Here is a 25872-nt window from a genome sequence, read left to right as displayed (position 1 = left end):
AGGAAGAATTTTAATGGAACATCGTATTGATTCAGAACTAAGAGAAACGTTAGCAATTTTCCCCCCATTAGATTTAGATAATGTACAGGCAACAAGAGAAGGAATGGCAGCCGTTGCTGTGCCAGCTCCGATAGATGAACAGATAACAGTTGAAAATAAAGTGATTCAAGGGCCTGATGACAACGATTCTCTTCGCATTCGTATTTATAAGTCAAAAGAGCAGAAAGAAATTTCCCCAGGGCTACTATGGATTCATGGCGGCGGCTATGTCTTAGGTGCTCCAGAAGGAGATGATTTGCTTTGTCAGCGCTTTGTTAATGAAGCGAAGTGTGTGGTTGTATCTGTAGACTATCGACTTGCTCCTGAACATCCTTATCCAGCACCTCTTGAAGATTGTTATGCTGCGTTAAAATGGGTAGCAGATCATGCGGACGAATTAGGGATTGATCCCAGTCGTTTAGGAATTGCTGGAGCAAGTGCTGGAGGAGGTCTCACAGCTGCACTCGCATTACTTACTCGAGATCGTAATTATCCAAAGCTTAGTTTCCAAATGCCTCTATATCCAATGATAGATGATCGGAATAACACACCATCTTCATTGGAAATTACGGGACATATGATCTGGAACCACTCGCTCAATCAAAAAGGCTGGGAAATGTATTTGAGTGGAGAGAACGGCAGCGACAATGTGTCACCATATGCCGCAGCAGCTAGAGCAGATGATTTATCAGGATTACCGTTTACGTATACATGTGTTGGTCAATTAGATCCATTCCGTGACGAGACTTTACAATATGTGACAAAGCTATGTCAGGCTGGAGTAGATGTCGAATTCCACTTATACCCAGGTTGCTATCATGGCTTTGAAAGTATTGCTCCAACAGCCGCAGTCAGTCAAAGGGCTGCCACAGAGTATGTAGAAGCTGCTAAATATGTTTTGCATCGAAAGATTTCAGTGCCTTTATAAACAACTTACAAAAGTCTCGAAACTTTGATTTAAAAAAGTTTCGAGACTTTTTTGGCAATCATAATTACATCATAACTAGTTTGTAATGCCACCTTTTAGGTTAGACTTTTATCGAGTGAAAGGAGGAGAATACAAATTGCTACAATTTGATTCAAAAATTGTTGGAAAAGAGATTGGTTTCGGCTATTTACGTGATAAAATTGCCAATCGAGGTTTTACGATTGGTGGGAATTGGGAGTATTATAAAGGAAGCTTCGATTCGATATTATGGAAAGAGGCAGGGGAAACTATTTATTTGCGTGTTCCCTTTATCGTAACATCAGGGGAACTTGATAATGAGGATGCCCAAATTCGTTTTCAAAAACCATTTGTCATTAAGCATGTTGAGAATATAGGTCTAGATTATGATGAGGGGTCTTTACTTGATGCAACTGGTGTTAGTCAATTCCAAACTCCGCTTGATAAGGACGGGTATATTCACGATAAAAGTAGATGGATTCAAGCAGGCGAACAAGCTGTTGAAGAAAAAGTGCTACCTTTTTTTATGCATTAGCTAGATAAATTTGAATAGCTAATGGCTAAAATTATATGCCTTTTTTCCTTTTTATTATTGGGAACTTGTAATCAAAAATAGAAATAGAATTGTCGTAAGAATTTTCCAACATTATAATAGTGTTAACGTACACTACTAGAAGAGGTGAGTTTATGGACAAAATAGCTATAGATGATTTTCAACATTCCCATCAGAAATTGCAACAAGAAAGACTCATCCATCGAAAAGAAGCGTATCTTGATGTGTTAGCGAAAACAAAAGCATTTGGTGAAATAATCACTTTTGAAGGTATAAAAGGTAATAAAAGAGACGTCTAGGGGACGTCTCATGTTGTTGAAATAAGATCATGTCAATAGCAGAAAAAGAACTTTTAGCGAGGGGTTGATTTCCGTTCCGCCAGCGTCCTTTCCAGGGGGCGTCCGCTGAGCCGCTTCACTCACTTCCGTTCGCTCCAGGGTCTCAGCTGTGACGCTAAATCCCCTAGGAGTGACGCTGGCTCCACTTCAATCAACCATTTGGCAAAAGTGGCTTTTCTTTCTCTTTCATACGAGCCGTCACGATCAAAATCGCTCCTTATTTGCCTGATGAGAGAAAGGAAAGCTCCTTATTTTCAATGTGGAGAAGTGATGCGTGACAACACCTCTTCATAAAGAGTAGGGAACACCTTCGCTTTATTTGAAAACCTTTGTTAAAAAGAAACATCTTTATGGATTGGAGTGGAAGGCTACTTGACTCCCGTGGGATAGCGAGACAGGCGAGCCCCTGCACGGAGCGGTAGCGGAGGAAGCGGCTCGGCGCTCGCCCACAGGAAAGCAAGTAGCCTGCAACGGAAATCTATTTTTACCTTTCACAAAATTTCTATAGATCGTTTTGTTTTTCAACACTAAGAGACGTCTAGGGGCGTCTTTTTCTATTTTCTTAATGCATTAAAAATGAAAGGGTGAACAACAATGAAATGTATCATGCCACTATTACTGCTAGTAATGGTTTTATGTGTTGCTTGCGTGCCACCTAAGGACAAGAGTGACGGAGGTTTAGAAAAAGAGGAAACGCGCATGGCTCCTTCAATAAATTCAACAGTAGAAATACTAGCAAATCAATTGCAAACACCATGGTCGATTCAAAAAAATGGTACTGTTTTTTATGTAGCAGAAAGGCCTGGTAGTATTGTGAAAATTGAGGAAGGAGGAGCAGTTGACAGGCAACAGGTCATCCTCGATAAGGAGCTTTCAACAGCGCCAGAAGCTGGTTTATTGGGGTTTGTATTAGCACCTAATTTTTCAGACAAACAGATTGCCTTTGCTTATTATACGTATGTTGAAGGAAGCGAGCAGTTTAATAGAATTGTTACATTAACCTTGAACGATAATAAGTGGTTAGAAACGGATCTTATCATAGATCGGATAAAGAGTGGTACATATCATCATGGTGGTCGTTTAAAAATAGGGCCTGATGGTAAACTGTATGCAACAGTAGGTGATGCGACGCAACCTTCCTTAGCACAAAATTTAGATGCTCTAGAGGGAAAAATTTTACGCATCAATTTGGATGGCTCCATACCGAACGATAATCCTTTTCCACAGTCCTATGTATACAGCTATGGACATCGAAATCCACAGGGCTTGACCTGGGCAACAGATGGTACGATGTATGCCAGTGAGCATGGCAATGCCGCAAACGATGAAATTAATATAATCGAGAAGGGGAAGAATTATGGATGGCCCGATATTGAAGGAACAAAGAAACAGCAAGGTATGATCACACCTCTCTTTACATCAGGTACTTCTAAAACGTGGGCACCATCTGGCATTGATATGATGGATGATCAATTATATGTCGCAGCTTTAAGAGGTAGTGCAGTGTTAGCGTTTGCTGTGAAAGAAAACAAATATATTGAACGATTGTCGGAGTTTGGAAGAATTCGTGATGTCTTTGTGGATGACGCATTTCTTTATTTTATTAGCAATAATACAGATGGTCGAGGAAGCCCACAGTCACAGGACGATAAACTATATCGGATACCATTGTGATATACTATTTGTGAAGACATAGAAGGGTATAAGGAATGGGGAGGACTAACATTGGCTAATTATCTTAAAATCGCAGTGGCAATTGATTTCTCGGAACAATCATTAAAAGCATTGGATCGAGCAAGTCACTTAGCCATGCAACATAATGCTATTTTGCAATTAGTGAACGTCATTGATACAAAATCATTTGGAGCGGTATCTGCATATGATTTGAAATATGCGGAGGAACTAAAGAAAGAAAACGTTGTAAAAATGGAACAGTTGGAAAAAGAGGCATTGCAGACAGGAGTCAAAACCGTGGAATCTGTAGTAGAAGCAGGCTCACCAAAAGGTATTTTAACGCAATTACCGAATGTGGACTTAATTGTCTGTGGTGCAACGGGGTTAAATCGTATGGAGAAAATGATGTTAGGATCTGTTGCAGAGAAAGTAGTGCGCTATGCTCTATGTGATGTGCTAATTGTCCGTTAATTTTTTGAATAAAAAAGACCTGCTTGTGCTAGTAGACAAGCAGGTTTTTTCATTATTATTCGATTGTTTGAGCGTTATCAATAATGCTTTGAGGAATATCAATTGTTTTTAGGTGGTTGAAATCAGTGTAAGTAACGACTGACTTTGTATTCATGATTAATTCGTCACCTTCTACGGCCATTTTTAAATCAAAATTCATATCCATTTTTTTTGTATCGAAAGTCTCTTTATCGATGTGTAATACATAGTTGATTTTTTCAATTGTTAATTGATCCATTGGATTTTCTTCTAATCCCATATCCTCGATAGATTTAGTGATCTCAGAATCAATTAGCTCTTTAAATTTATCGCCTTTTGCTTCTAAAGTAAGGACATACTCATCGTCTGTTTGTTCAAATTTAAAATCACCAATGAATTTTTTTAGATGTTCTAGCTGTTCTTTCGCATCTGCAGAAGCAGCCGTTTGATCTAAAATCTCATCAAAATTCTCATCAGGTAGCTTGATCCAGCTATCAGTTGTCATATCTTTCATGAAAAGACCAGTGTCTTTCTTCATGTACATTTCTATTGGCATGTCCGTTGTTTCTTCGCCTTCACTCATCATATCGGGCATCGACATTGAACCTGACAAATGCATTGCAAGTGGGTCAACAATGATGTCCATGTCCATTTTAGAGTCGATAGAAAATTCCATAGCCTCTTTACCAGATCCAACCTTTGTTACCTGTGTCATGTCCATATTGGCACTTGCACTTTTAATGTCAGCCTGGCGGTCCACTGCTTTGTCATACACTTGTTCTAAAGTGAGTTTGCTTGTTTTAGTTGTGTCTTTCGTAGGGGTAGCACTCGAGTTACAAGCTGCAAGTGTCAATGCTAGTGTCCCAACTGCTAATACTTTAAAAATTTTCTTCATTACTTTCATCTCCTATTCTTGGTAAAAAACACTATCTACTACTATACGCCCTAAAAAAGGAAAAGTTTCGTTATTTTTTAAAAAAGACTAATCTTTTATTAAAAAAATAACATTCTTTTCACAACTGCACGTGATAAACATGTGAAAATTAATAAAGGTACAGAAGCCATAATTAAAAAGGAAAAAGCTGTCACCAAGCAATTGTCCAATGACAATAGCTTGGGACAGCTTTTTTGATTATCTTTGTTCTGCAGAGATTTAAGTGTCCGCTGATCGCGATAATGCCCTGATGTAATGGATTAATTATAACCCCAGATCATGGCGAATAATGTACCAATGATTGTGACTACACCTACGAATACTGAATATAAAATCGTTGTATACAACGTTTTCTTATCTTCAGATTCACCGATGTGCATGAATAATACTAATTGTACAGTTGCTTGTGCAAGGGCAGTTACTAGTAAAATTCCAAATGCCATATTAAGAGACATATCGAATTTAACAACAGCTAAAGCTACAATTGTTAGTAATAGTGAGAAGCCGAAGCCCATCACATGTTGTTTTGGGAATAATTCCTTCATCAGCTAATCAGTCCTTTCAAGTAGACGAAGCTGAAGATGAAAATCCAAACAACGTCTAGGAAATGCCAGTACAATGAGAAGATAAACGCTTTGTTCGCTGTTTGTGGATTTAAACCACGTTTAGCCACTTGGATTAAAATAGCTACGCCCCAGAAGAAACCAAATGTTACGTGGGCACCGTGCGTTCCAAGTAAAGTCATTAAGGACGATAAGAATGCGCTTGTTTGAATTGTCGCACCTTCGTGTACATAAGTGACAAATTCATCAATCTCAATAGCTAAGAAGCCAAGACCTAGTAAAAGAGTGATGATAAAGAATGTCATCATCGCTTTTTTACGACCAATACGCATTGCATGAACACCAAGACCAATTGTGAAACTACTTGTTAATAATAAGAATGTTTCCCATAGCACTGGAGTTAATTCGAAAATTTCGGCACCATTTGGGCCACTACCTGTACGTGTATGAAGTGTGAAATACACTGTGAATAGTGTGGCAAATAACACGATTTCGGCGCCGAGGAAAATCCAGAAACCAAAGATTTTTAGACGGTTTTCCTCTGTACTATATTCTAATGGAAGTGAAGAATCGATTTTCATATTATTTATCACCTCTCAAGCTTTTTTCAGTTGCCATTACTTCCTCAACTGAAATGTAACGACCATGATCTTTTTCGAATGAACGATGGATCATGAAGCCAAATACACCAAGCATACTGATGATGGCTGGAATCCATAGATTGAATACAGCGAAGAATGCTGCAAGGAAGAAGAATCCACTCATCCAGAATGGTGTGCCTGTATTATTTGGCATGTGAATTTTTTCGATTGGACCTGCAGTAATATCGCGACCTTCTTTTTTCGCGAACCAAAACTCATCTAAGCGAGTAACAGTAGGCACTACGGCAAAGTTATATTCTGGTACTGGAGAATGTGTAGCCCACTCAAGTGTACGACCATCCCAAACATCTGCCTTTTCATTGCGAGGCATATGTTTCCAGCTGTAGTAAATGTTATAAACAATTAATGCAAAGCCGACTGCAAGTCCTAGCGCACCGACGAACGATAACATGTTCAATGGACCATAACCAGTAGACTCTGAATAAGTGTACATACGACGAGCATAACCATCTAAACCTAGAATAAATAGTGGGAAGAATGTTACGTTGAAGCTAATGGCAATGAACCAAAAGCCAGCTTTCCCTAATTTTTCATTTAAACGGAAACCGAACATTTTTGGCCACCAGTAGTGGTAACCTGCAAGTACACCAAATACTGTACCTGGAATTAATACATAGTGGAAGTGGGCAACTAAGAACATCGTATTATGATATTGGTAGTCGGCACTTGCCATCGCGAGCATAACCCCTGTAACCCCACCAATAGTGAAGATAGGAATAAAGCCAAGTGCATAAAGCATCGGTGTTGTAAATTGAATTTTCCCGTGCCTCATTGTGAGTAGCCAGTTAAATATTTTAACACCAGTAGGAACTGCGATTGCCATTGTTGTAATAGAGAAAACACTGTTAACCATTACACCGTGACCCATTGTATAGAAGTGGTGGGCCCAAACTACGAATGATAGTAGGGAAATGACCACCATACTCATCACCATTGATTTGTAACCGTATAAGTTTTTACGTGCAAACGTTGCAATGATTTCTGAGAAAATACCGAAAGCAGGTAGGATAACGATATAAACCTCAGGATGTCCCCAAACCCAGAATAGGTTGGCCCAAAGCATATCCATACCACCGTCTTGCATTGCAAAGAATTTTGTGCCGAATTGACGGTCAAACATCATAAGTGCAAGCGCTACAGTTAATACTGGGAACGCGAATACGATAATAATGTTTGTAATTAAAATAGACCAAGAAAACATTGGCATTTTCATTAATGTCATACCAGGGGCACGCATTTTAATGATCGTCGTGATAAAGTTAACACCTGTCATTAAAGTACCAATACCTGATAATTGAAGTGCTAAAGAATAATAGTTATTCCCTACAGTCGGACTAAATTCCGTACTTGCAAGAGGGAAGTAGGCTGTCCAACCAGCGTCTGGTGAACCACCGATAATGAATGATAAGTTTAATAAACCAGCACCTGCTGCAAATAGCCAGAAGCTGACAGCGTTTAGACGTGGGAAAGCAACGTCACGTGCACCGATTTGAAGTGGAATGACAATGTTCATTAAGCCGATCACAAATGGCATCGCCATAAAAAGAATCATTAATAAACCGTGTGTTGTGAAAATTTCATTATAGTGTTGTGCATCAAGAAGTCCGTTATCTGGAACGGCTGTTTGTGCACGCATTAACAGTGCATCGATACCACCGCGGAATAGCATTAATAAGGCTACTGCGATATACATAATCCCGATTTTTTTATGGTCAACAGTTGATAGCCAGTTTTTGTAGAAATAGCCCCATTTTTTGAAATAAGTAAGGCCTGCTACGATAACCACTGCACCAACTACGATACTAATAGCTGCCGCTAAAATCATCGGTTCTTGCATTGGATGGAATAATTCTTCCATACTCATTGGATGCGCTCCTTTCAAAATTAAAAATAAATGTAAATATTCGTTCGAATAAAAAATTAGTGATGTCCTGAATGCTCTTCAGACATATCCTCATGATCCATGTCATCCATATTCATGTGTTTACCATGTTCCATTGGAGCTGGTCTGAAGTCTAAGTGTGTAGATGAGAAGCTTTGGCGACCAACATGCTCCGCCTCTAATAGCTCGTCAAATTTTTCTTCAGTTAATGGTGCTTCTTTTGCTTTGACATCAGCAACCCATTGATCGAAATCTTCTTGCGTCATAGTTTGTGCTTCAAATTCCATTTCTGCAAAGCCACGACCATTAAAGTTAGAGTTACGTCCCATAAATGAACCAACTTCATCTGCAGCCAAGTGAATCGTTGTTAACATATCACTCATGGCATATTTTTGACCTGCTAATTGAGGAATCCAGAAACTTGTAATTGGACCAAATGAATAAAGCTTAAACTCTATTGGACGATCCACTGGAATGTTTACATAGTTAACTGTTTCAACACCTTCTTCAGGATAACTGAAGTGCCATTTCCAGTTTGATGATGATGCATAAATAACTAAAGGCTCCTTATCGTCATAACCCGCAGGTTGGGCTTCTACTGTAGAAGTTGTTCTTACTGTAACAACAGCTAAGAAAGCTACGATAATAATTGGAATTACTGTCCATGTAATTTCAAGAAGATGGCTACCCTCTTCATGAGGAGGCTCATAATCTGCAGATGCTTTTGATGCGCGATATTTTGTTAGCATAAAGGCTAAAAGCACATACACGACTAGTAATATAAAGGCCATTGTAATAATGGATAAGATAATTGTGTTTGATAATGTTTCGGCATTAGGTCCTTTTGGGTTGAACACTGTTAATGGTTCACAACCAGCAAGAAGAGCAAGCGCACTCAATGCTACAAACATTAAACTTAATTTTTTCTTCATGTTTGACTCCTTTCTATAAGAACGGCTATTCATAAAATTCATGTGTTTTTTGTCAGTCTCACATTTACAAATAGTAGATACTGAGGTCACCTCTTTTATCTTGGAGTATCAATCAACAGCATAAGAATTTACAATGGCATGGTTCAATATGAAACATAAAATCTAGTGTTGATTGATGTGATGCAAGCGTTAGCAAAATCAAAGCGATGTGCAATCGTTTCTAAAGACGTACTTGCCTGACTACGATTGTCACATTTTGTCGTTGTTTGCACATTGGATTATACGCCCTGTTTTTAAGAAAAAACATAATTTTGTTATGAAAATGATAGTAAGACGACACCGAATTTGAACATTTTTTGAACGAAAATCGTTATTTTAGTATTGGTATTTATAGGTTTTTATTAATAAACACTGTGGAAACGTTGAAAATACTGGATTCCTCATGTTTACCTAAGTAAATAAATTTTTTTGTGAAAAATAGCATTTCACATTTTGGACGCTGTTTTGTAATAAAATCAGCGCCTAATAAGTCGTTACAACACTTTTTGTTTGCCTTTTTTTAAAAAAAGGAGTACACGCAATAGCGTTGTGTGGAAACTATAGGATGAATTTTCAATGTAAGGAATTTGCAATAAGGGAATAATTGGAGGGGATTATTAATTATGTTAATATAATTATTGCTTTTCTTTAATATCCAATTTTTTACTTTATTTATTCTATCTGAAAAGTAAAAAAGCAAACTAAGACTTGTCCTAGTTTGCTGGTGTTTTAGAAAATTTTTAAGTTATGGAGAAGGAAATGTAGTAAATCAGCATTTTTGAAGTTGACTGTCAATCCCCGAGCTTTAGCCATTTAGAAACTTGCCCATAAATCGTGTTTTGCAGTTGATGTGCTTTATTATTCATTTTCAACGAAAAATACAATGTTTTCATAAAGTTTAAGGTACAGGTGCGCCCACTAAAGAAGGAATTATTATAACCTTGTGTCATTAAATGCATTTCAAATCTATCAAAAGCCTGCTCTACAAACTCTATTAGTGCTTCTTCGGAATAATTTTGTTGTAATAGTGCGTCAACTATGTTGATTAAGCGCTCCTCTTCATCATTGATATAGACATTGTCCTTCCAAGTTACAAGCTTTAATGCGTGTAAGATTGATGGTGCGTATTGTAAATCGAATTTTGGATGTTTAATGGTCGTTGCAGCTAAGTCAGCACCGTGTGCAATGCTATGTGCCCATCCTTTATCCTGTACATAACCTCTTATATCTTGCTCCAATAATAGATAGCGTCCGATTTTTTTAAAGAAAATGTGTAAGTCATCATCGTTTAAAACTAATAATTCAGCATCCTTTGCAAGAAGCCCTGCTACAAGTAAAGCAGAAAATGAACGAGTAAAGACGCTATCTGTAGCTTTTTCACCAATATGTAAATATAAGAAATCCTCGCTAATTGCTGTTTCAAATAAATAGTGTAGTTGTTGGGGAGTTAATAAATTGTCACTTAGTAATTCAATGAAAGTCCGATAAATTAGGTGGTCGCGTAATTCTGCATCAACTGAGCCGATATGAGCTAACATTTCTTGTAATAACCAATCACTATGCTGTAGCATAAGTGCCTGTCGTTCAGAAAGTGTCATTGTAGAAAAAGACTGTAATGTTTCTTTAATGTTCATATTTGAGAAAGCCCCCATCATCATTTTTGTACTATATATTATAGCCTTTTTTATTTCGAATGGAGCAATTTGAAACCTTCATTTATATGAAGAAAGGATACGTGGCTAATTACCAATATAACTTTTACAATATTATTTCCAGAAACTACAGAAAGTTGTTATGATAGAAACGCTACAAAATGGTAAAGCTTAAATGTGAACAATAAATAAAGACATACCTATTTAAGTATGTCTTAGTCTAGTTAGACGATGATTGCCGCTTTTATGCCGATGGGCCATTCAATAAGGGTGTGCTGATTTGTTTTTAACTCGACAAGAATGTGGGTATTTTTGATTGCATCAATAAGCCATTCACTGTAATGATGATTTGGCTCAGGATGTTGTAAAATTTGCTGCATATCTTTTTTATCAACATGTAACAGCTTGTAGTTACATTCAATGTTTACTTTTTGAGGAATAATGGCAAGTGATTCATTTTGATGACCAAGTGCAATAGAACCAGGAATACACCCTTGAATACGTAAAATATAGGTGCAGGCTTCTTGCGTATAGACGTCAATTTTGGTGCGTGTTAAAAATTCAAATTCTATCGGCTTATCTTGAAAAGGTCCGTCCGCTGTAGAAAATGAAATGACTTTAATTGATAATGCCTCAAATGCAGATGAGATACAATGATCAAATTCTGTGATTGTATCTAGTAATTGCATGGATTCCACTCCTTATTAAGAACTTGATTTTCTTGAAGTAGCAGACATTAATAAAGAGCGTCCGCAATTTGTAATAAATTTTAGATTATTCTAATTATAATACAATTTATTACAAAATATGAATGTAAAGCAATGATTTTTTGTTAAAAATAAGAAACTTGTGGATTTTTTAGTAAATAACCGAAATGAAAAATAGAAATAAAGAGGTGAGAAAAATGACAAAACGAAAGCGTCATGTTCTTAAACATGACAATATTGTTGTTTTTCCTGGCACTGTCCAAACGTTACTACGTGAAGGGCATATGTTTGCTGAGAATTATCAATATGAAAAGGCGGTAGCCAGTTTTGAAAAGGCATTTGTCTATGAAGCGGGAGATGAATTTGCACTCAGTGCATATGCCTTTGCTTTATATGAATTAAAAGACTATGACAAAGCGAAAGGTGTTTGTGAACAGTTATTTACGATGGGAACGACACTTTATGTGGAAGTGATGGAATTGTACATTACAATATGTATGCAGTTGAAAGAATACCATCAGGTTGAGACATTAATTACGACGCTTCTTGAAGAAAATGTATTGCCTCATGATCAAGTGGAGAAATTTGAACGATTGAAGAGTTTAAATAGAGAAGTGTCTAAAAATCTAGAAAAAAGAGAAAATGCTCAGCTTTTAATAGAGGAACAGGAATATGAGCTGGAGAAATTTTGTGCGCTTACTCCAAATGAACAATCCATTCGTTTACATCGTCTGATGGATACAAATGTAAGACAATTAAAAACGGCACTAAAAGCGATTATTGAATGTTCAACGATTCATCCTTTTGTCCAGAGCTTGGCATTAATTTTATTAGTGGAACAAGAAGTAGCCATTGACGTTACCATAGCCAAATTTAAGCAAACCAAAAACGTTAATCCTGTCCAGTTAGTATTACCTAACCAGCTACCACAGTATGGCGAGATAAAAAATATAATAGAAAAGAAGCTAGAACAAGACCCAACGACATTAGAAATGGTACAATATTTAATGGCGAAACATGCTATTGTAACGTATCCGTTTGAATGGCATCCATTCGAAGCCGATGATGTTGCCTATAGTTATATTGATTTTGTCTCAGCGATGCTAGGTAATGTGCAGGAAATGGACTATGAACTCATCGACTTTTTACAAATGTTAGAAAAGCTAACAGAACTACATTAGGTATGAAATAAGTTGAAACTATACTCATCTATGTTATACTAAAATGGTTGTCAAAATCGTAGTTACGAATGAATTGTCTAACATCTAAACTTGATTATTTATTTGGAGGTATTTATACATGTCAGCAAAATGGGAAAAACAAGAAGGTAATATCGGTACTCTTACAATCGAAGTACCTGCTGTAGAAGTAGATGCAGCAATGGACCAAGCGTTCAAAAAAGTTGTAAAACAAATTAACGTACCAGGTTTCCGTAAAGGTAAAATGCCTCGTAAAATGTTTGAACAACGTTTTGGTATCGAATCTCTATACCAAGATGCATTAGAAATCATCGTTCCTGATTCTTATGCAAAAGCAATTGATGATGCTGGAATTATGCCAGTTGATTACCCAGAAATCTCTGGTACAGAAAACTTTGTACATGGCCAAGACTTCACTTTCACTGCACAAGTAACAGTGAAACCAGAACCAAAGCTTGGTGACTACAAAGGTCTAGAAGTATCTAAACTTCCAGTAGAAGTAACAGATGAAGAAGTGGATGCTCAAATTCAAGAACAATTAGCTCGTAAAGCTGAGCTAGAAATTAAAGAAGACGAAGCAATCGTAGATGGTGATACAGCTGTAATCGACTTCGAAGGTTTCGTAGGTGGAGAAGCTTTTGAAGGTGGTAAAGGTGAAGACTATCCACTAGAAATCGGTTCAGGTTCATTCATTCCTGGGTTTGAAGAGCAATTAGTAGGTGTAAAAGCTGGCGAATCTAAAGATGTTGTTGTGACATTCCCAGAAGAATACCATGCAGCTGAATTAGCTGGTAAAGAAGCTACGTTCAAAGTAACTGTGAAAGAAGTTAAAACAAAAGTTCTTCCAGAGTTAAATGATGAATTCGCAAAAGAAATTGATCCAGAAGTGGAAGGCGTAGAAGCTTTACGCGCTAAAATTAAAGAACAAACTGCAGAGCAAAAAGTAGCAGAATCAGATGCAGCTCTTCGTGATGAGCTAGTAGAAAAAGCTGCTGAAAATGCTGAATTTGAAGTGCCAGCAGGTATGATTAACTCTGAAACTGATCGTATGTTACAAGAGTTCGGTCAACGCTTACAAACGCAAGGTATGAACTTAGATCTTTACTATCAATTCTCTGGTCAATCAGAAGAAGATCTACGTGGCCAAATGAAAGAAGAAGCAGAAAGCCGTGTACGTGTGTCATTAACACTTGAAGCGATTGCTGAAGCTGAAAAAATTGAGGCAACTGAAGCTGATATTGAAGCAGAATTAGAAAAAATGGCTGCTCAATTCAACATGACAAAAGATCAAATCACAGGTGCTTTAGGTGGAACAGCAGTACTTGAAAACGACATCAAAATCCAAAAAACAGTTGAATTTTTAGTAGAAAACGCTAAAATTACTGAATAGGTTTTTGTGTAATTAGATAGTTAAAAAAAACAAGGTACGGCATTAATCCGTGCCTTGTTTTATCACATAAACTCTTAAAATCAGTCCCCTTAAAGTTTAGTTCTCTTTTTACTTCACTTATACATAGTATTGTTTTAGTTTTTATTTTCATTCAGCAGATGTTTGTACTGAAAGTATAGATCAGTACAAAAGACCTCTTCTCTTTAGGGGGAGTGTTGTATTCTATATAGACTTTGTAGTGTGTGTCCAATCACTGAATGAAGATAGAGCCATTGACAGGTTTCGAGAAATTAAAGGTGCTAGCACAATTTAAAATTTAGATGACCTTGCGTCAAGGCGAAATTGATACGATGCTAAATTTAACTTCATTCAGATAGATCTTATTAACATGACTTATTTTTTTGAATGAAAAAAGCCCTCGGTCCATGCATGTAGTAGATTTATAAATAGAGATCAGTTATTCTTTTGTATAACTGGAGTGAAGAGCCGTAACTTTATAGCGCGTAAGGTGGCAAAGGTAACAGGTTTCTACAGTGCTTCAGGAGACAAATGAAGTAAAGTACATGACGATGCGTTATAATCTATGTAGGCAGGAACGCCGAGCAGTAAATGATGCAGACAATTTATTTGATAAAGGTTCAATAATCTTGTAAGATTGTTGCTTGAATAGGGGTGAAACATATTGTTCAAATTTAATGATGAAAAAGGCAATTTAAAATGCTCATTCTGTGGAAAACCACAGGAACAAGTACGTAAATTAGTTGCAGGTCCAGGTGTTTATATTTGTGATGAATGTATCGAGCTTTGTTCCGAAATCGTTGTAGAGGAACTAGGTGTAGAAGAGGAAATCGAATTCCAAGATATCCCAAAACCGAAAGAGATCCTAACGATTCTAGATGAGTATGTAATTGGACAAGAGCGTGCTAAAAAAGCATTGGCAGTCGCAGTTTACAATCACTATAAACGCATCAATACGAACAGTAAAATTGATGATGTTGAATTAGCAAAATCGAACATTGTGTTAATCGGCCCAACTGGTAGCGGTAAAACTTTATTAGCTCAAACGTTAGCACGTATATTAAATGTTCCATTCGCAATTGCGGATGCTACCTCACTAACTGAAGCAGGTTATGTCGGTGAGGACGTAGAAAATATTTTATTAAAGCTAATCCAATCAGCAGATTATGATATCGAGCGTGCTGAAAAAGGGATTATCTATATTGATGAAATCGATAAAGTTGCACGAAAGTCAGAAAACCCATCGATTACACGAGATGTTTCTGGCGAAGGTGTTCAGCAGGCACTCCTTAAAATTTTAGAAGGAACAGTTGCAAGTGTTCCACCACAAGGAGGACGAAAACACCCTCATCAAGAGTTTTTACAAATTGATACAACCAATATTCTTTTCATTGTTGGTGGTGCATTTGATGGTATTGAAACTATCATTAAACGCCGACAAGGGGAAAAAGTAATTGGGTTCGGTTCAGATCCGAATAAAGTAGAAGTTGATGAAGGTTCTATCATGTCCAAGCTGATTCCTGAGGATCTACTGAAATTTGGTCTAATACCAGAGTTCATTGGTCGATTACCTGTACTTGCGAGTCTAGAGCAATTAAATGAAGCTGCACTTGTACAAATTTTAACGGAGCCAAAAAATGCACTAGCTAAGCAGTATCAAAAAATGCTTGAAATAGATGGTGTTGAGCTTGAATTTGATGAAGGGGCTCTTGTGGCAATTGCGAAGGAAGCGATTGAGCGTAAAACAGGTGCGCGTGGTCTTCGTTCAATTATTGAGTCAACAATGCTTGATGTAATGTACGAATTGCCTTCCCGTGAAGACGTAAAAAAATGTATCATTACAGCAAAAACAATTACGGATAAAGAAAAACCGAAATTGCTTCTTGAAGATGGCACTGAACTCGATGAAGGTAGCGACACTAAAACTTCAGCATAACGAATAGATGTGGCTGTCTACCGTTGTGAGATAGAGAGTAATTAGCTGACTTCGATTGTGCAATATTCGCACATATCGACAGTCAGCTTTTTATTCATTCCTACATAAAGCCAGCTGTAACTTGAAGAAATTTTTGGCTCGCTTCAATAACTAGTGTGAATCAATTTTTTAAACACATACTAGTAGCGCGGGATGTGAACATGAAAATTTTGACGGAGGTGAATGCCCGCATGGTGACAATACAAAAAACAACAAATGTACCATTATTGCCTTTACGTGGACTTTTAGTATACCCATCGATGGTGTTACATATTGATGTGGGTAGAAATCGTTCTGTAGCGGCGCTAGAGCAGGCGATGTTAGAGGACCAAATGATTTTATTGGTGACACAAAAAGAAATGCACGATGAACAGCCAGAAGAGCAAGATTTGTATGCAGTTGGTACGATGGCTTTTGTTAAACAAATGCTAAAATTACCAAATGGCACATTGCGTATACTAGTAGAAGGGGTATCGCGTGCTACCTGGAATAACTACCGTGCGTTAGAGAAGTATACTGTTGTGGATGTTGACGTAAAAGAGGAGTCAATAAATAAAGATGTAGAAACGCAGGCATTGATGCGTACATTAATGACGTATTTTGAAAAATATGCAAAATCCTCCAATAAGATTACGACTGAAACCATCAACACTGTAACAGATATTGAAGAGCCTGGCCGTTTAGCAGATATCATTGCTTCTCATTTACCATTTAAGATTGCGGATAAGCAAGAAGTATTGGAAATGCTGAATGTAAAAAAACGATTAGATCACTTAATTATTCGTTTGCACGATGAACAAGAAGTGTTAGATTTAGAAAAGAAAATTAATTCCAAAGTAAAGCAATCAATGGAGCGTACGCAGAAGGAATATTATTTGCGTGAGCAAATGAAAGCTATTCAAACAGAGCTGGGAGACCGCGAAGGGAAGACTGGAGAAGTAGCGGAATTGCGTAAGCGTATTGACGAAGCGGGTATGCCAGAGTCAACAAAAGAGGCGGCACTGAAAGAATTAGATCGATATGAAAAAATACCAAGTGCCAGTGCAGAAAGCGGCGTTATTCGCAATTACATCGATTGGCTCATCTCATTACCATGGACAAATTCAACAGAAGATCGCATGAATATTGCCCATGCTGAGAATATTTTAAATCGAGATCATGATGGATTAGAAAAAGTCAAAGAACGAGTTTTGGAGTATTTAGCTGTGCGTCAGCTGAAAAATTCGCTTAGAGGACCTATTTTATGCTTGGCAGGACCACCAGGTGTGGGGAAAACATCGTTAGCTCGCTCTATTGCGGAGAGCTTAGATCGTAAGTTTATTCGTATTTCATTAGGTGGCGTGCGTGATGAATCTGAAATTCGTGGACATCGACGAACATATGTAGGCGCAATGCCAGGACGTATCATTCAAGGAATGAAAAAAGCGGGTACCATTAACCCGGTATTTTTATTGGATGAAATTGATAAAATGTCGAATGATTTTAGAGGGGACCCAGCAGCAGCAATGCTAGAGGTTTTAGATCCTGCGCAAAACAATACATTTAGTGATCATTATATTGAGGAACCGTATGATTTATCGAATGTATTATTTATTGCAACAGCCAATGATTTAAGCAGTATTCCAGGACCATTGTTAGATCGTATGGAAGTGATTTCCATTGCAGGTTATACAGAAATTGAAAAAGCGCAAATAACGAAAAACCACTTAATACCAAAGCAACTTAAAGAACATGGCTTGAAAAAAACACAAGTGGTAATGAAGGATGAAGCAGTCCTCGACATTATACGTTATTATACACGTGAGGCAGGCGTTCGTGGTTTAGAACGGCAAATTGCTACACTTTGTCGTAAAATCGCCAAAGTAATTGTATCTGGTGAGAAAAAACGAGTAACAGTTAGCTCAAAGTCTGTACAAGAATTACTTGGTAAACATCGCTTCCGTTATGGACAGGCTGAAAAGGAAAATCAAGTGGGAGTAGCTACAGGACTTGCTTATACAACAGTCGGTGGAGATACACTTCAAATTGAAGTATCCTTAACACCAGGTAAAGGGAAGTTACAGCTAACTGGTAAACTTGGTGAAGTCATGAAGGAATCTGCTCAGACAGCATTATCCTATGTTCGTACGAAAATGGAACAACTTAATGTGGATGCAGAATATTTTGATAATCATGATATTCATATCCATGTGCCAGAAGGGGCTGTACCAAAAGATGGACCATCCGCTGGTATTACAATGGCAACAGCTATTGTCTCAGCGATTCTACATCGTCCGATTCGCCGTGAGGTTGGTATGACTGGTGAAATTACGTTACGCGGTCGTGTATTACCAATTGGCGGTCTAAAAGAAAAAACATTAAGTGCTCACCGTGCAGGCTTAACAACGATTATTTGTCCAAAAGATAATGAACGTGACATAGAAGATATTCCTGACAGTGTGCGTGAGCAACTAACATTTAAACTAGTGTCGTCGGCTGATGAAGTATTAGCCTATGCACTGGACGGAGGTTTTTAGAAAAATGAAAGTCCATAATGTCGAAATGGTCATTAGTGCGGTAAGGCCAGACCAATATCCAGAAGATGGACTGCCAGAATTTGCATTAGCTGGTCGTTCGAATGTAGGGAAATCTTCCTTCATTAATCGAATGATTGGACGTAAAGCTTTAGCGCGGATTTCTTCGAAGCCTGGTAAAACACAAACCCTTAACTTTTATAAAATCGAAGAACAATTATTTTTTGTGGATGTTCCGGGTTATGGATATGCAAAGGTTTCTAAGTCTGAACGCGAAGCTTGGGGAAAAATGATTGAGCGTTACTTTACAGGGCGCCAGGAATTAAAAGCGGTTGTACAAATTATAGATTTGCGTCACCCACCAACAGCAGATGATCGCATGATGTATGATTTTTTAAAGCACTACAATATTCCTTGTATTGTTATTGCAACGAAGGCAGATAAAATTCCAAAAGGTAAATGGGATAAACATAAAAAAATTGTCAAAGAGACATTGGAACTGGAGAAAAGTGATCCACTTATTGTCTTTTCTTCGGAAACGGGTCTTGGCTTTGAAGAAGTTTGGGAAACAATTGAAAATAAAATGTAATGTAAAAACATCTATTGTGTCTAGTCGTTAGGACAGTAGATGTTTTTTGTCTTTTTACCAGTAAGATAAGTAGAAAATTGGGGAAAACGCTTGATGATTAAACAATTTGTCCGATAAATGAGATAGGAGGTGGACTAGATGGATATCGCAGCTTTATCAATGGCAATGAATCAAGCGACACTTATGCAAAATGTATCTTTAGCTGTTACGAAACAGGCTATGGATATGCAGCAACAAAACACAGAACAATTAGTTGAAATGTTAGATGCTCCACATCCAACAGCCGGACATACAATAGACATTCAAGTGTAATGCAGGCAAGGTAGCTTGAAGTTGAAAGCTACCTTTACTTTTAAGAATGTTTGAAACTTCTAAAATGTAACTTTTCGAATAAGAAAAACTACCAATAATACGATATACTATTACTAATATTTAGTAAGGAGGCAGGATTTTTGAGAAAGTATTCATACATACTAATGCTGATGTTACTGATGGTTATTGGTTTTTCCTTTAGCCAACCTGCAAAAGCAGCCCAATTGGTGACGGGGACCTTTGTCGATGTAACGTATTCAGAATATACAAAGCCAGATGGTACGATAGAAAAGCAGCTTAGCAAAGTGACATTGCAAAATGATCGTGGACGAACAGTCACATTCAATATTAATAAGAACACTCGTTTATCAATTAATAATACGTCTACGACTATTGAGGGCTTTAAAATGGGCATGGCAGTGGAAGCTGAAATATCCTTAAGAAGTGTTGTAGAACTTCGTGGTACATCTAATACACCAATAGAAACGAATGGAACATCAACTGGAGGTAGCGTTAAAACGTCGGCTGGTGTCGTAACGAGTATTGATCCAAATGGATTATTTATTATGGTAAAACCAGATGTTGGTGCAGAAACAACCTACTATATAAACAAAGAAACCAATTATCAAAAAGGCTCTTCAGCAACAGATATTAGTGCGTTATATGTTGGAGATCGAGTTAAATTAAGTTTTAAAAATAAAAATACCTCTGTGGTGACGAAAGTAGCCATTAGTGAAACAGGTACTCTAGTGGAAAACTTATACAAAGGCGAAATACAAGCAGTCAATCCAAATGCTAATAAATTAACCGTGAAAAACCAACATGCCTTTGTGAATTGGCAATTTGGCTCACAAACAACAAATGACCTTTCGACAATGTCTTTTACATCCAAGGTGCCAATATATGTTGGCAATACGAAAGTAGAGAAAGGTCAACTGAAAAATTATATAGGTAGTGAAGCATACTATGCGACAGTTAAACAATTTGGGAAAGAAGTCATTGAGAAGATTGTAGTATTGAAAAATAATGAGCGAACGTATTATGAGCCAATGCTTTCTGTAGATACAGATTATAAACTGTTGAAACTAAAAACAGCGGGCTCAATGTACTTCCATAATGGTACCATTTTAATTCGGAATGGGCGTTTAATTGAACCTACTGGGCTGATGGCGTATGGTACTGCTTTTGTTATTACAGACGGTGCTGCTCGTGATCATTATGCACAGGTGGTACAAGTGACAAGTGATAGCTTTATATCACCTAACTTAGCTGGTCATGAATTATATTATGGACGCTTAGCTCAAGCAGATGGTTATTTAATTGAGATTGACGATGCGATGAAAATTGAATCGAATGTTTTCAAGAAAACCGAACGTACAGTACTGTCAGTAAGTAATTCCACAAAAGCTTTAGTGGATGATGGCAATAAAACATATAGTGTTATGCCGGATATTGAACTTTACTTATCTGAAGGTGATTATGGTTACTTCTATGTGAAGGAAGGCCATGTACAAGCACTTCATATTTTAAATAATGCTAAACCTGTTGCTCCATTAATGCTGACAGGGAAGCTACAATCAGTAAAATCTACGTACCCTGCTGTGCTAAATGTCAAGAGTGTGAGCCAATGGCAAAATGGTCGTTGGTATGAAGCGGGTGAAATGGTTAATGTGAATATTGACCAAGCGACGTTGATTAAAGCGGGAAAAGTCATTCAAGCTTCTGACTTACAACCATCCGATCGTTTAGTTGTCTTATCCGATCGATTTGTGAAAGCTCATTTTATTTTAGTAGATTAGCATAAAAGACAAAGAAAGAATCTGCGAGTCTAATGCGAATAGTATTTGCAAAAAGGCGATGTATACATGATCTGAAAAGAGGAAGGTACTTCGCATAGGCTTGAATACATTCGATAGACGAGCAGATTTTTTGTTAGTCATGAGACCAAGCTTCATTATGCACTTCATGCACAGTGAAAGAGAGGAAAAGCAAATGCAAAAATATTTATCCAAAATAACGTTGGTAGTTCTTGTTATTTTTGTAATTGGAACTACTATCCCGTTCAATGCATCGGCTGCTTCATTAGAAACAACAGGTGCTGTAAAAAACGAGTATACATATGAGGAAGCCGTGTTCCTGTCAGGGACACCAGTTATTTTTAAGGGAACAAGTAAAGATCTTAAAATTGCACAAAAGGAATCCAAAGGTAAGTTAACAGAAACGTATAGCATGAAGCTAACGGCAAGCAATGGGGCTACATTGACAAGAAATATTGCCTACGAATCTGATGTAGTAGATTATGCGGTACTCGGCCAAAAAACATCCAATGGTGAGGTTAAAAAGTATACGGAGAAAATTACGATTGGATCTATTACTTATACATTAGTCGATTATCAATTTTCTCAAGGAACGGTTACGGATAATCGTGCAGCCTCTGATTATTACTCAGGAAATGTAATCTCGCGAAAAACGTATGCATTTGAAACAGGAAAAGGAAAAAACGCAGTTCAAAACACAGTAACGATTGAAACAGATAGTCGACATGCTGGCTATGAAAATTTTTGGGGAGCAACAGAAACACAAATTACAGAGTCAGTTTATTCCTATAGTAATGGCAAGACAAGCCATGTGAAAAATCGTTTGTCTACAAGTAAATCACGTGTTTTAAATTATGAAGAAAACCTTGGTAGTTTAGGGAGTTTTGAGGGAGGCTATGCAGTTTTAAGTGAAAAGGATGTTATTTCTGAATACACTTATGATTTATCTTCTGGACAAAAAGGTACGCTTGATTTAGATACAGAATACATGCCAACGATCGAGCGCCTTATTATTCCTAAATTCCGTGATTTAACTAATCACTATGCAAAAGAAGCCATTGAAAAGCTATATTCTCTAGGAATTTATTCAGATTCAAGTAATTTCTTCTCGCCAAACACACCGATGAAACGCATAGACTTTACAACAGCAATTGGTAAAGCAGTAGATTTACGTGTGTTTGAAGAAAAGAAATCGAAAAAGACTGCAACTACAAGCGTGTTTAGAGATTTAAAGCGTTCTGTTAAAGATTATGGTTATATAGAGTCAGCCTTAAACAAAGGGATAATTAAAGGTGTATCTGCTGATTACTTTAAGCCAGATAGTGCCATAACAAGAGCACAGGCTGCCACTATTTTTGTTCGTGCCTTAGGCCTTGAAAATAGAGCACCAAATCCTGGCTATATAACGAAATTTAAAGATGAAAACCAGATTCCAAACTATGCAAGAGATGGCATCTATATTGCAAATGAAATTGGTCTTATGATTGGCGACTCGGCCGGTCGTTTTAATCCAAATAAACCATTAACTCGTGCAGAGGCATCAGTTGTTCTAGAGCGTTTCTTGAAATATTTAGAAGATGACTTAAAGCAAAACTATCGTGATGACATATTGTTCTTTAACTAAGGAAAGGACTGAACAAAAATGACCTATGTAAAAAAAGCACTGCTCACTACGCTTTGCTTCATGCTAATACTGATGACAGCAACGCCTGTCGTCACGCAAGCAGCTCCAACAATTAAAGATGTTCCTACAAATAGCAATAATTATAAGGCTATTTCTTGGGCAGTTGACAATGACCTAATGTCTTTGAACAATGCCAATAACTTTTTACCAAATGAACAAGTAACGGAACGAGAGCTTATCTTGATGTTTGCTAAGCTGGATCGTAACTATGCATTATCATATATTGATAGTGTTGCTTATAATTTCTATAGTGATTTTTATTTACCGTTTAATGGTACAAATGTGAATGCTAATCGAACAAAAGCCGTTACACGTGGCCAATTTGCTCGAATTTATGCTGCCTTTAAAGGCTTAGATTTAGATGAACCACAGGCTGTACAATATTTATATTCAAATGAACTATCTACAAGTAGTTCAGGCAAAAAAACATTTGCTAGTTTTAATCCTTCTACTAAACTAACACGTGGTGATGTTGCAACCTTTTTATATAGAGCTGTTCAAAATGGCAATTTTGCTGTACAAGGATTAAAACGTAGTGCAGCAGGTCGTGATAATGACAGTATCACTTTACCGCCTGGTTTCATGGGCTCCAACAGTTCTGATTTTGAAGTACCAAAGGATAATTCCAATGATTTTACTGGTCCTAGCAATGTTAATAATGCATTGCAAAGCATTGTGGTGGAAAAGCCAGATTTAATTGCGAACGATGTAGATTCTACACTTGTGACCGTATCGCTAAAGGCTTGTAATGGTGACCCGATTGCGGATGATAAATCGTATACGTTCAAAGTTACGTCATCTTACGGCACAATCGTTGATACATCTGGAGAAGCAGTTAAAACTGTCCAATCTGACGGCTCGACTGTATCAGCTATCGTTATCGCACCATCATTAACTAAATCAGTACGTGATACTATCTCTTTTGAGCTAGTGAATAATACAGATCCAGCTATGAAATGTCTTGTTGGGGAGAAGCTAAATGCAGAAGTTCGTTACGCACCACAGCCAGAATTACGTATTGATTATCAAGTATATGATCCTGCAAATTCAGATGATGATAATGGCAATGTGACACCTCCATATATCCCTTATGAAAAATTGCCAGAGTTCTTCACACAAAACTTAATTGATGTGTATGATCCAATTCCTTTTGCGTATGATGGGGATAAAAAGCTATTTAGTATTGGGCAGCAAACAAATGTAACAGATGCTTTGGGGAATGTACAAAATGTCTATTTGCGTTATGGTGGATCTGACCCTAGATATCCAGCATTAGGGTATGAACATGCAATATTACAATTTGAAAACTATGATATTTCCGTTTTCTTATTTGAAGAACTAATAAAAGGTCGTCTGCTTGACTCTGTGACTACACCTGCTAAAACTGAAATCATGTATATGATTTCGGAAGACGGTCGTCCAATTTATCGCGTTCAAGGGATTGATGATGATATTGCATCACAGGTTGAAAATATTAATCCGGTCGGCGCCATTATTCAACTTATGAAAGAAATGCCAGATGAAAAAAATCTAACATTAGAGCACTATGATAGTGTGATGAAAATTTATGCTATCTTCACTAACTTAAGTAACTATGACCGTACGGTGTTATTAAAATATCAAGGCGGGAAATTACTTGGGCAAGTAGAGGCCTACAAAAAACGTGTAGATGCATTGAAAGAAAGTGCCGATGCAGCCTCAAGACCATCTGGGAAAGATCGATATACAAAAGTTATGGTGACTTTAGTTCGCCCTGGTGGAGAGCCTGTGACGGATTATCAAGGAACCGTTAAAATTAAGTATGATGGCGTGGAAAAAACAGCTTCATTCATTACGAATACTTCAGATCCATTAAATAATACAGGTAGCCCAGGTACGGCCGTAGCCTACTTTGACTCAGTTATTTATGGAAAATCAAAAGTGGAGGCAACACTCGTTAATCCAATAGATCCTCGCTATGCAACAATTTTAAGGGGTTTAAAAGATAAAACAGTAACGAAAGATATTTTTACTAATCCATACTTTAGTAAAAATTCATGTTCGTTAGCAACAGAGATTGCCTATGTAGTCGACTATTCTTCTTCTATGAAGGCAGTTGATCCAACGAATTATCGTGGCAAAAAAATGATTGAGCTGATCAATCAATTGAAAGCAAAAAATAATATCGTCATCGAAACGAATACAAAAGCAACGGTTCTTGGTGAAGGGACGACAGATGCTGTGCTGAAGAAAGATCTTTACAAAGCATCCAAAGAGAAGGGTGCGACAGATATTTTTGCTGGTATTGATATCGCACTAACAAAATTCTCAAATGATACAAAAACAGCCAAAGCGATTGTCGTAGTATCTGACGGTAAAACAAGTAAAACCAAAATGACGAAGGTTATTAATGAGGCGAAAAAGCAAGGCGTTAAAGTGTACACTGTAAGTATGGGCAAAAAATCACAAGTAAATGATGCCACATTAATGCAATTGTCTACAGAAACTGGCGGAGCATATTTCCATGCGATTGATAATCTAAAATTGCATCAAGTGTTCCAGAAGTTAATTGATACTATTTTATGTAAAACACCTGCTTCAAGCTGTATCAACCCGGAAGATTTATTTGAAGAAACAAGCGTTTCGCTACGAAAAGGCTATCTTACAATGAGCGCTCGAGTTGATGGTAATTGTCAAAACGTTGATAAGATGAATGTACGCTACAATTCGATTAGTGGAGATGTCCAATTTGAATTACAAAAGCGTAGTGATCATGTTTATATGTTAACGAAAACTGTACAAACGATGCAGGACTTTAAAGTCAATAATGAAATCCAGTTTGTGGCATATGATAAAGATGGCAATATAATCGCGTTACAAACAGTTACAATTACAAATTAATAAGCAAACTGCCCCCAAACAATGGGGGCAGTTTTTTAATTTGAAACAAGACGTATAATTTGTTACACTTAGTTTATAATAATTC

The 25872-nt window shown here is 37.3% G+C and carries 21 protein-coding genes; 14 read left to right on the top strand and 7 right to left on the bottom strand.

Annotation, left to right across the window (positions count from 1 at the left end):
* Positions 1 to 13: 13 nt before the first annotated feature.
* From NST76_RS15505 to NST76_RS15485, 5 genes are all read left to right on the top strand, one after another.
* Complete coding sequence (locus tag NST76_RS15505; RefSeq protein WP_058844355.1) at positions 14 to 967, top strand: alpha/beta hydrolase; 954 nt, start codon at positions 14 to 16, stop codon at positions 965 to 967.
* A gap of 136 nt (positions 968 to 1103) precedes the next feature.
* Positions 1104 to 1520: a YugN family protein gene (locus NST76_RS15500; RefSeq protein ID WP_036128457.1), complete on the top strand. Its 417-nt coding sequence runs from the start codon at positions 1104 to 1106 to the stop codon at positions 1518 to 1520.
* A gap of 152 nt (positions 1521 to 1672) precedes the next feature.
* A complete protein-coding gene (locus tag NST76_RS15495; protein ID WP_186436205.1) occupies positions 1673 to 1837 on the top strand; it encodes a hypothetical protein in 165 nt (54 codons plus the stop codon).
* Between the two features lie 633 nt (positions 1838 to 2470).
* The gene (locus NST76_RS15490; protein WP_340834793.1) at positions 2471 to 3550 is read left to right on the top strand and encodes a PQQ-dependent sugar dehydrogenase; all 1080 of its coding nucleotides are present in this window, start codon (positions 2471 to 2473) and stop codon (positions 3548 to 3550) included.
* Between the two features lie 51 nt (positions 3551 to 3601).
* Positions 3602 to 4021 (top strand): universal stress protein, encoded by a 420-nt coding sequence (locus NST76_RS15485; protein ID WP_036123932.1) that lies wholly within the window; start codon positions 3602 to 3604, stop codon positions 4019 to 4021.
* A 55-nt stretch (positions 4022 to 4076) separates the two neighbouring features.
* Here NST76_RS15485 and NST76_RS15480 read toward each other — a convergent pair whose 3' ends face one another.
* The 7 genes from NST76_RS15480 to NST76_RS15450 form a co-directional block, all read right to left on the bottom strand.
* Positions 4077 to 4934 carry a DUF6612 family protein gene (locus tag NST76_RS15480; RefSeq protein ID WP_058844877.1) on the bottom strand — a complete coding sequence of 286 codons (858 nt, stop codon included), beginning with the start codon at positions 4932 to 4934 and terminating at the stop codon, positions 4077 to 4079.
* Positions 4935 to 5233: 299 nt separating this feature from the next.
* Entirely contained in the window at positions 5234 to 5518 is a 285-nt protein-coding gene (gene qoxD / locus NST76_RS15475) for a cytochrome aa3 quinol oxidase subunit IV (RefSeq protein ID WP_004226585.1), read from the bottom strand.
* Complete coding sequence (qoxC, locus tag NST76_RS15470) at positions 5518 to 6117, bottom strand: cytochrome aa3 quinol oxidase subunit III (RefSeq protein ID WP_004226587.1); 600 nt, start codon at positions 6115 to 6117, stop codon at positions 5518 to 5520. The genes qoxD and qoxC overlap by 1 nt, the downstream gene beginning before the upstream one ends.
* A gap of 1 nt (position 6118) precedes the next feature.
* The gene (gene qoxB / locus NST76_RS15465; RefSeq protein ID WP_205444708.1) at positions 6119 to 8062 is read right to left on the bottom strand and encodes a cytochrome aa3 quinol oxidase subunit I; all 1944 of its coding nucleotides are present in this window, start codon (positions 8060 to 8062) and stop codon (positions 6119 to 6121) included.
* A gap of 56 nt (positions 8063 to 8118) precedes the next feature.
* The gene (qoxA, locus tag NST76_RS15460; protein ID WP_036123941.1) at positions 8119 to 9012 is read right to left on the bottom strand and encodes a cytochrome aa3 quinol oxidase subunit II; all 894 of its coding nucleotides are present in this window, start codon (positions 9010 to 9012) and stop codon (positions 8119 to 8121) included.
* Between the two features lie 830 nt (positions 9013 to 9842).
* Positions 9843 to 10685, bottom strand: coding sequence for a DUF2785 domain-containing protein (locus tag NST76_RS15455; protein WP_058844878.1), 843 nt, complete (start codon positions 10683 to 10685; stop codon positions 9843 to 9845).
* Positions 10686 to 10927: 242 nt separating this feature from the next.
* A complete protein-coding gene (locus NST76_RS15450; protein WP_036123947.1) occupies positions 10928 to 11392 on the bottom strand; it encodes a hypothetical protein in 465 nt (154 codons plus the stop codon).
* A gap of 215 nt (positions 11393 to 11607) precedes the next feature.
* Between NST76_RS15450 and NST76_RS15445 the strand changes: the two genes are divergently transcribed.
* The 9 genes from NST76_RS15445 to NST76_RS15405 all read left to right on the top strand — a co-directional run bounded on the left by NST76_RS15445 (position 11608) and on the right by NST76_RS15405 (position 25787).
* Positions 11608 to 12591 carry a DUF3196 family protein gene (locus NST76_RS15445; RefSeq protein WP_058844879.1) on the top strand — a complete coding sequence of 328 codons (984 nt, stop codon included), beginning with the start codon at positions 11608 to 11610 and terminating at the stop codon, positions 12589 to 12591.
* Between the two features lie 118 nt (positions 12592 to 12709).
* Positions 12710 to 13999, top strand: a complete 1290-nt coding sequence (gene tig / locus NST76_RS15440) for a trigger factor (RefSeq protein ID WP_036123952.1) — start codon at positions 12710 to 12712, stop codon at positions 13997 to 13999.
* 682 nt (positions 14000 to 14681) lie between these two features.
* A complete protein-coding gene (gene clpX, locus NST76_RS15435) occupies positions 14682 to 15953 on the top strand; it encodes an ATP-dependent protease ATP-binding subunit ClpX (RefSeq protein ID WP_036123956.1) in 1272 nt (423 codons plus the stop codon).
* A gap of 230 nt (positions 15954 to 16183) precedes the next feature.
* Positions 16184 to 18508, top strand: a complete 2325-nt coding sequence (lon, locus tag NST76_RS15430) for an endopeptidase La (protein WP_036123961.1) — start codon at positions 16184 to 16186, stop codon at positions 18506 to 18508.
* Positions 18509 to 18512: 4 nt separating this feature from the next.
* Positions 18513 to 19094: a ribosome biogenesis GTP-binding protein YihA/YsxC gene (gene yihA, locus NST76_RS15425; RefSeq protein WP_036123963.1), complete on the top strand. Its 582-nt coding sequence runs from the start codon at positions 18513 to 18515 to the stop codon at positions 19092 to 19094.
* 138 nt (positions 19095 to 19232) lie between these two features.
* The gene (locus NST76_RS15420) at positions 19233 to 19406 is read left to right on the top strand and encodes a YjfB family protein (RefSeq protein ID WP_082673761.1); all 174 of its coding nucleotides are present in this window, start codon (positions 19233 to 19235) and stop codon (positions 19404 to 19406) included.
* 140 nt (positions 19407 to 19546) lie between these two features.
* Positions 19547 to 21205: a hypothetical protein gene (locus NST76_RS15415; RefSeq protein WP_036123966.1), complete on the top strand. Its 1659-nt coding sequence runs from the start codon at positions 19547 to 19549 to the stop codon at positions 21203 to 21205.
* Positions 21206 to 21398: 193 nt separating this feature from the next.
* A complete protein-coding gene (locus NST76_RS15410) occupies positions 21399 to 22847 on the top strand; it encodes an S-layer homology domain-containing protein (RefSeq protein WP_036123969.1) in 1449 nt (482 codons plus the stop codon).
* An 18-nt stretch (positions 22848 to 22865) separates the two neighbouring features.
* Positions 22866 to 25787 (top strand): VWA domain-containing protein, encoded by a 2922-nt coding sequence (locus NST76_RS15405; protein ID WP_340811802.1) that lies wholly within the window; start codon positions 22866 to 22868, stop codon positions 25785 to 25787.
* The last annotated feature ends 85 nt before the right edge of the window (positions 25788 to 25872 follow it).

The organism is Lysinibacillus sp. FSL W7-1291 (genome assembly GCF_038593415.1).
GTDB classification, from domain to species: domain Bacteria; phylum Bacillota; class Bacilli; order Bacillales_A; family Planococcaceae; genus Lysinibacillus; species Lysinibacillus fusiformis_D.
This window is presented reverse-complemented; position numbering and strand designations above follow the sequence as displayed.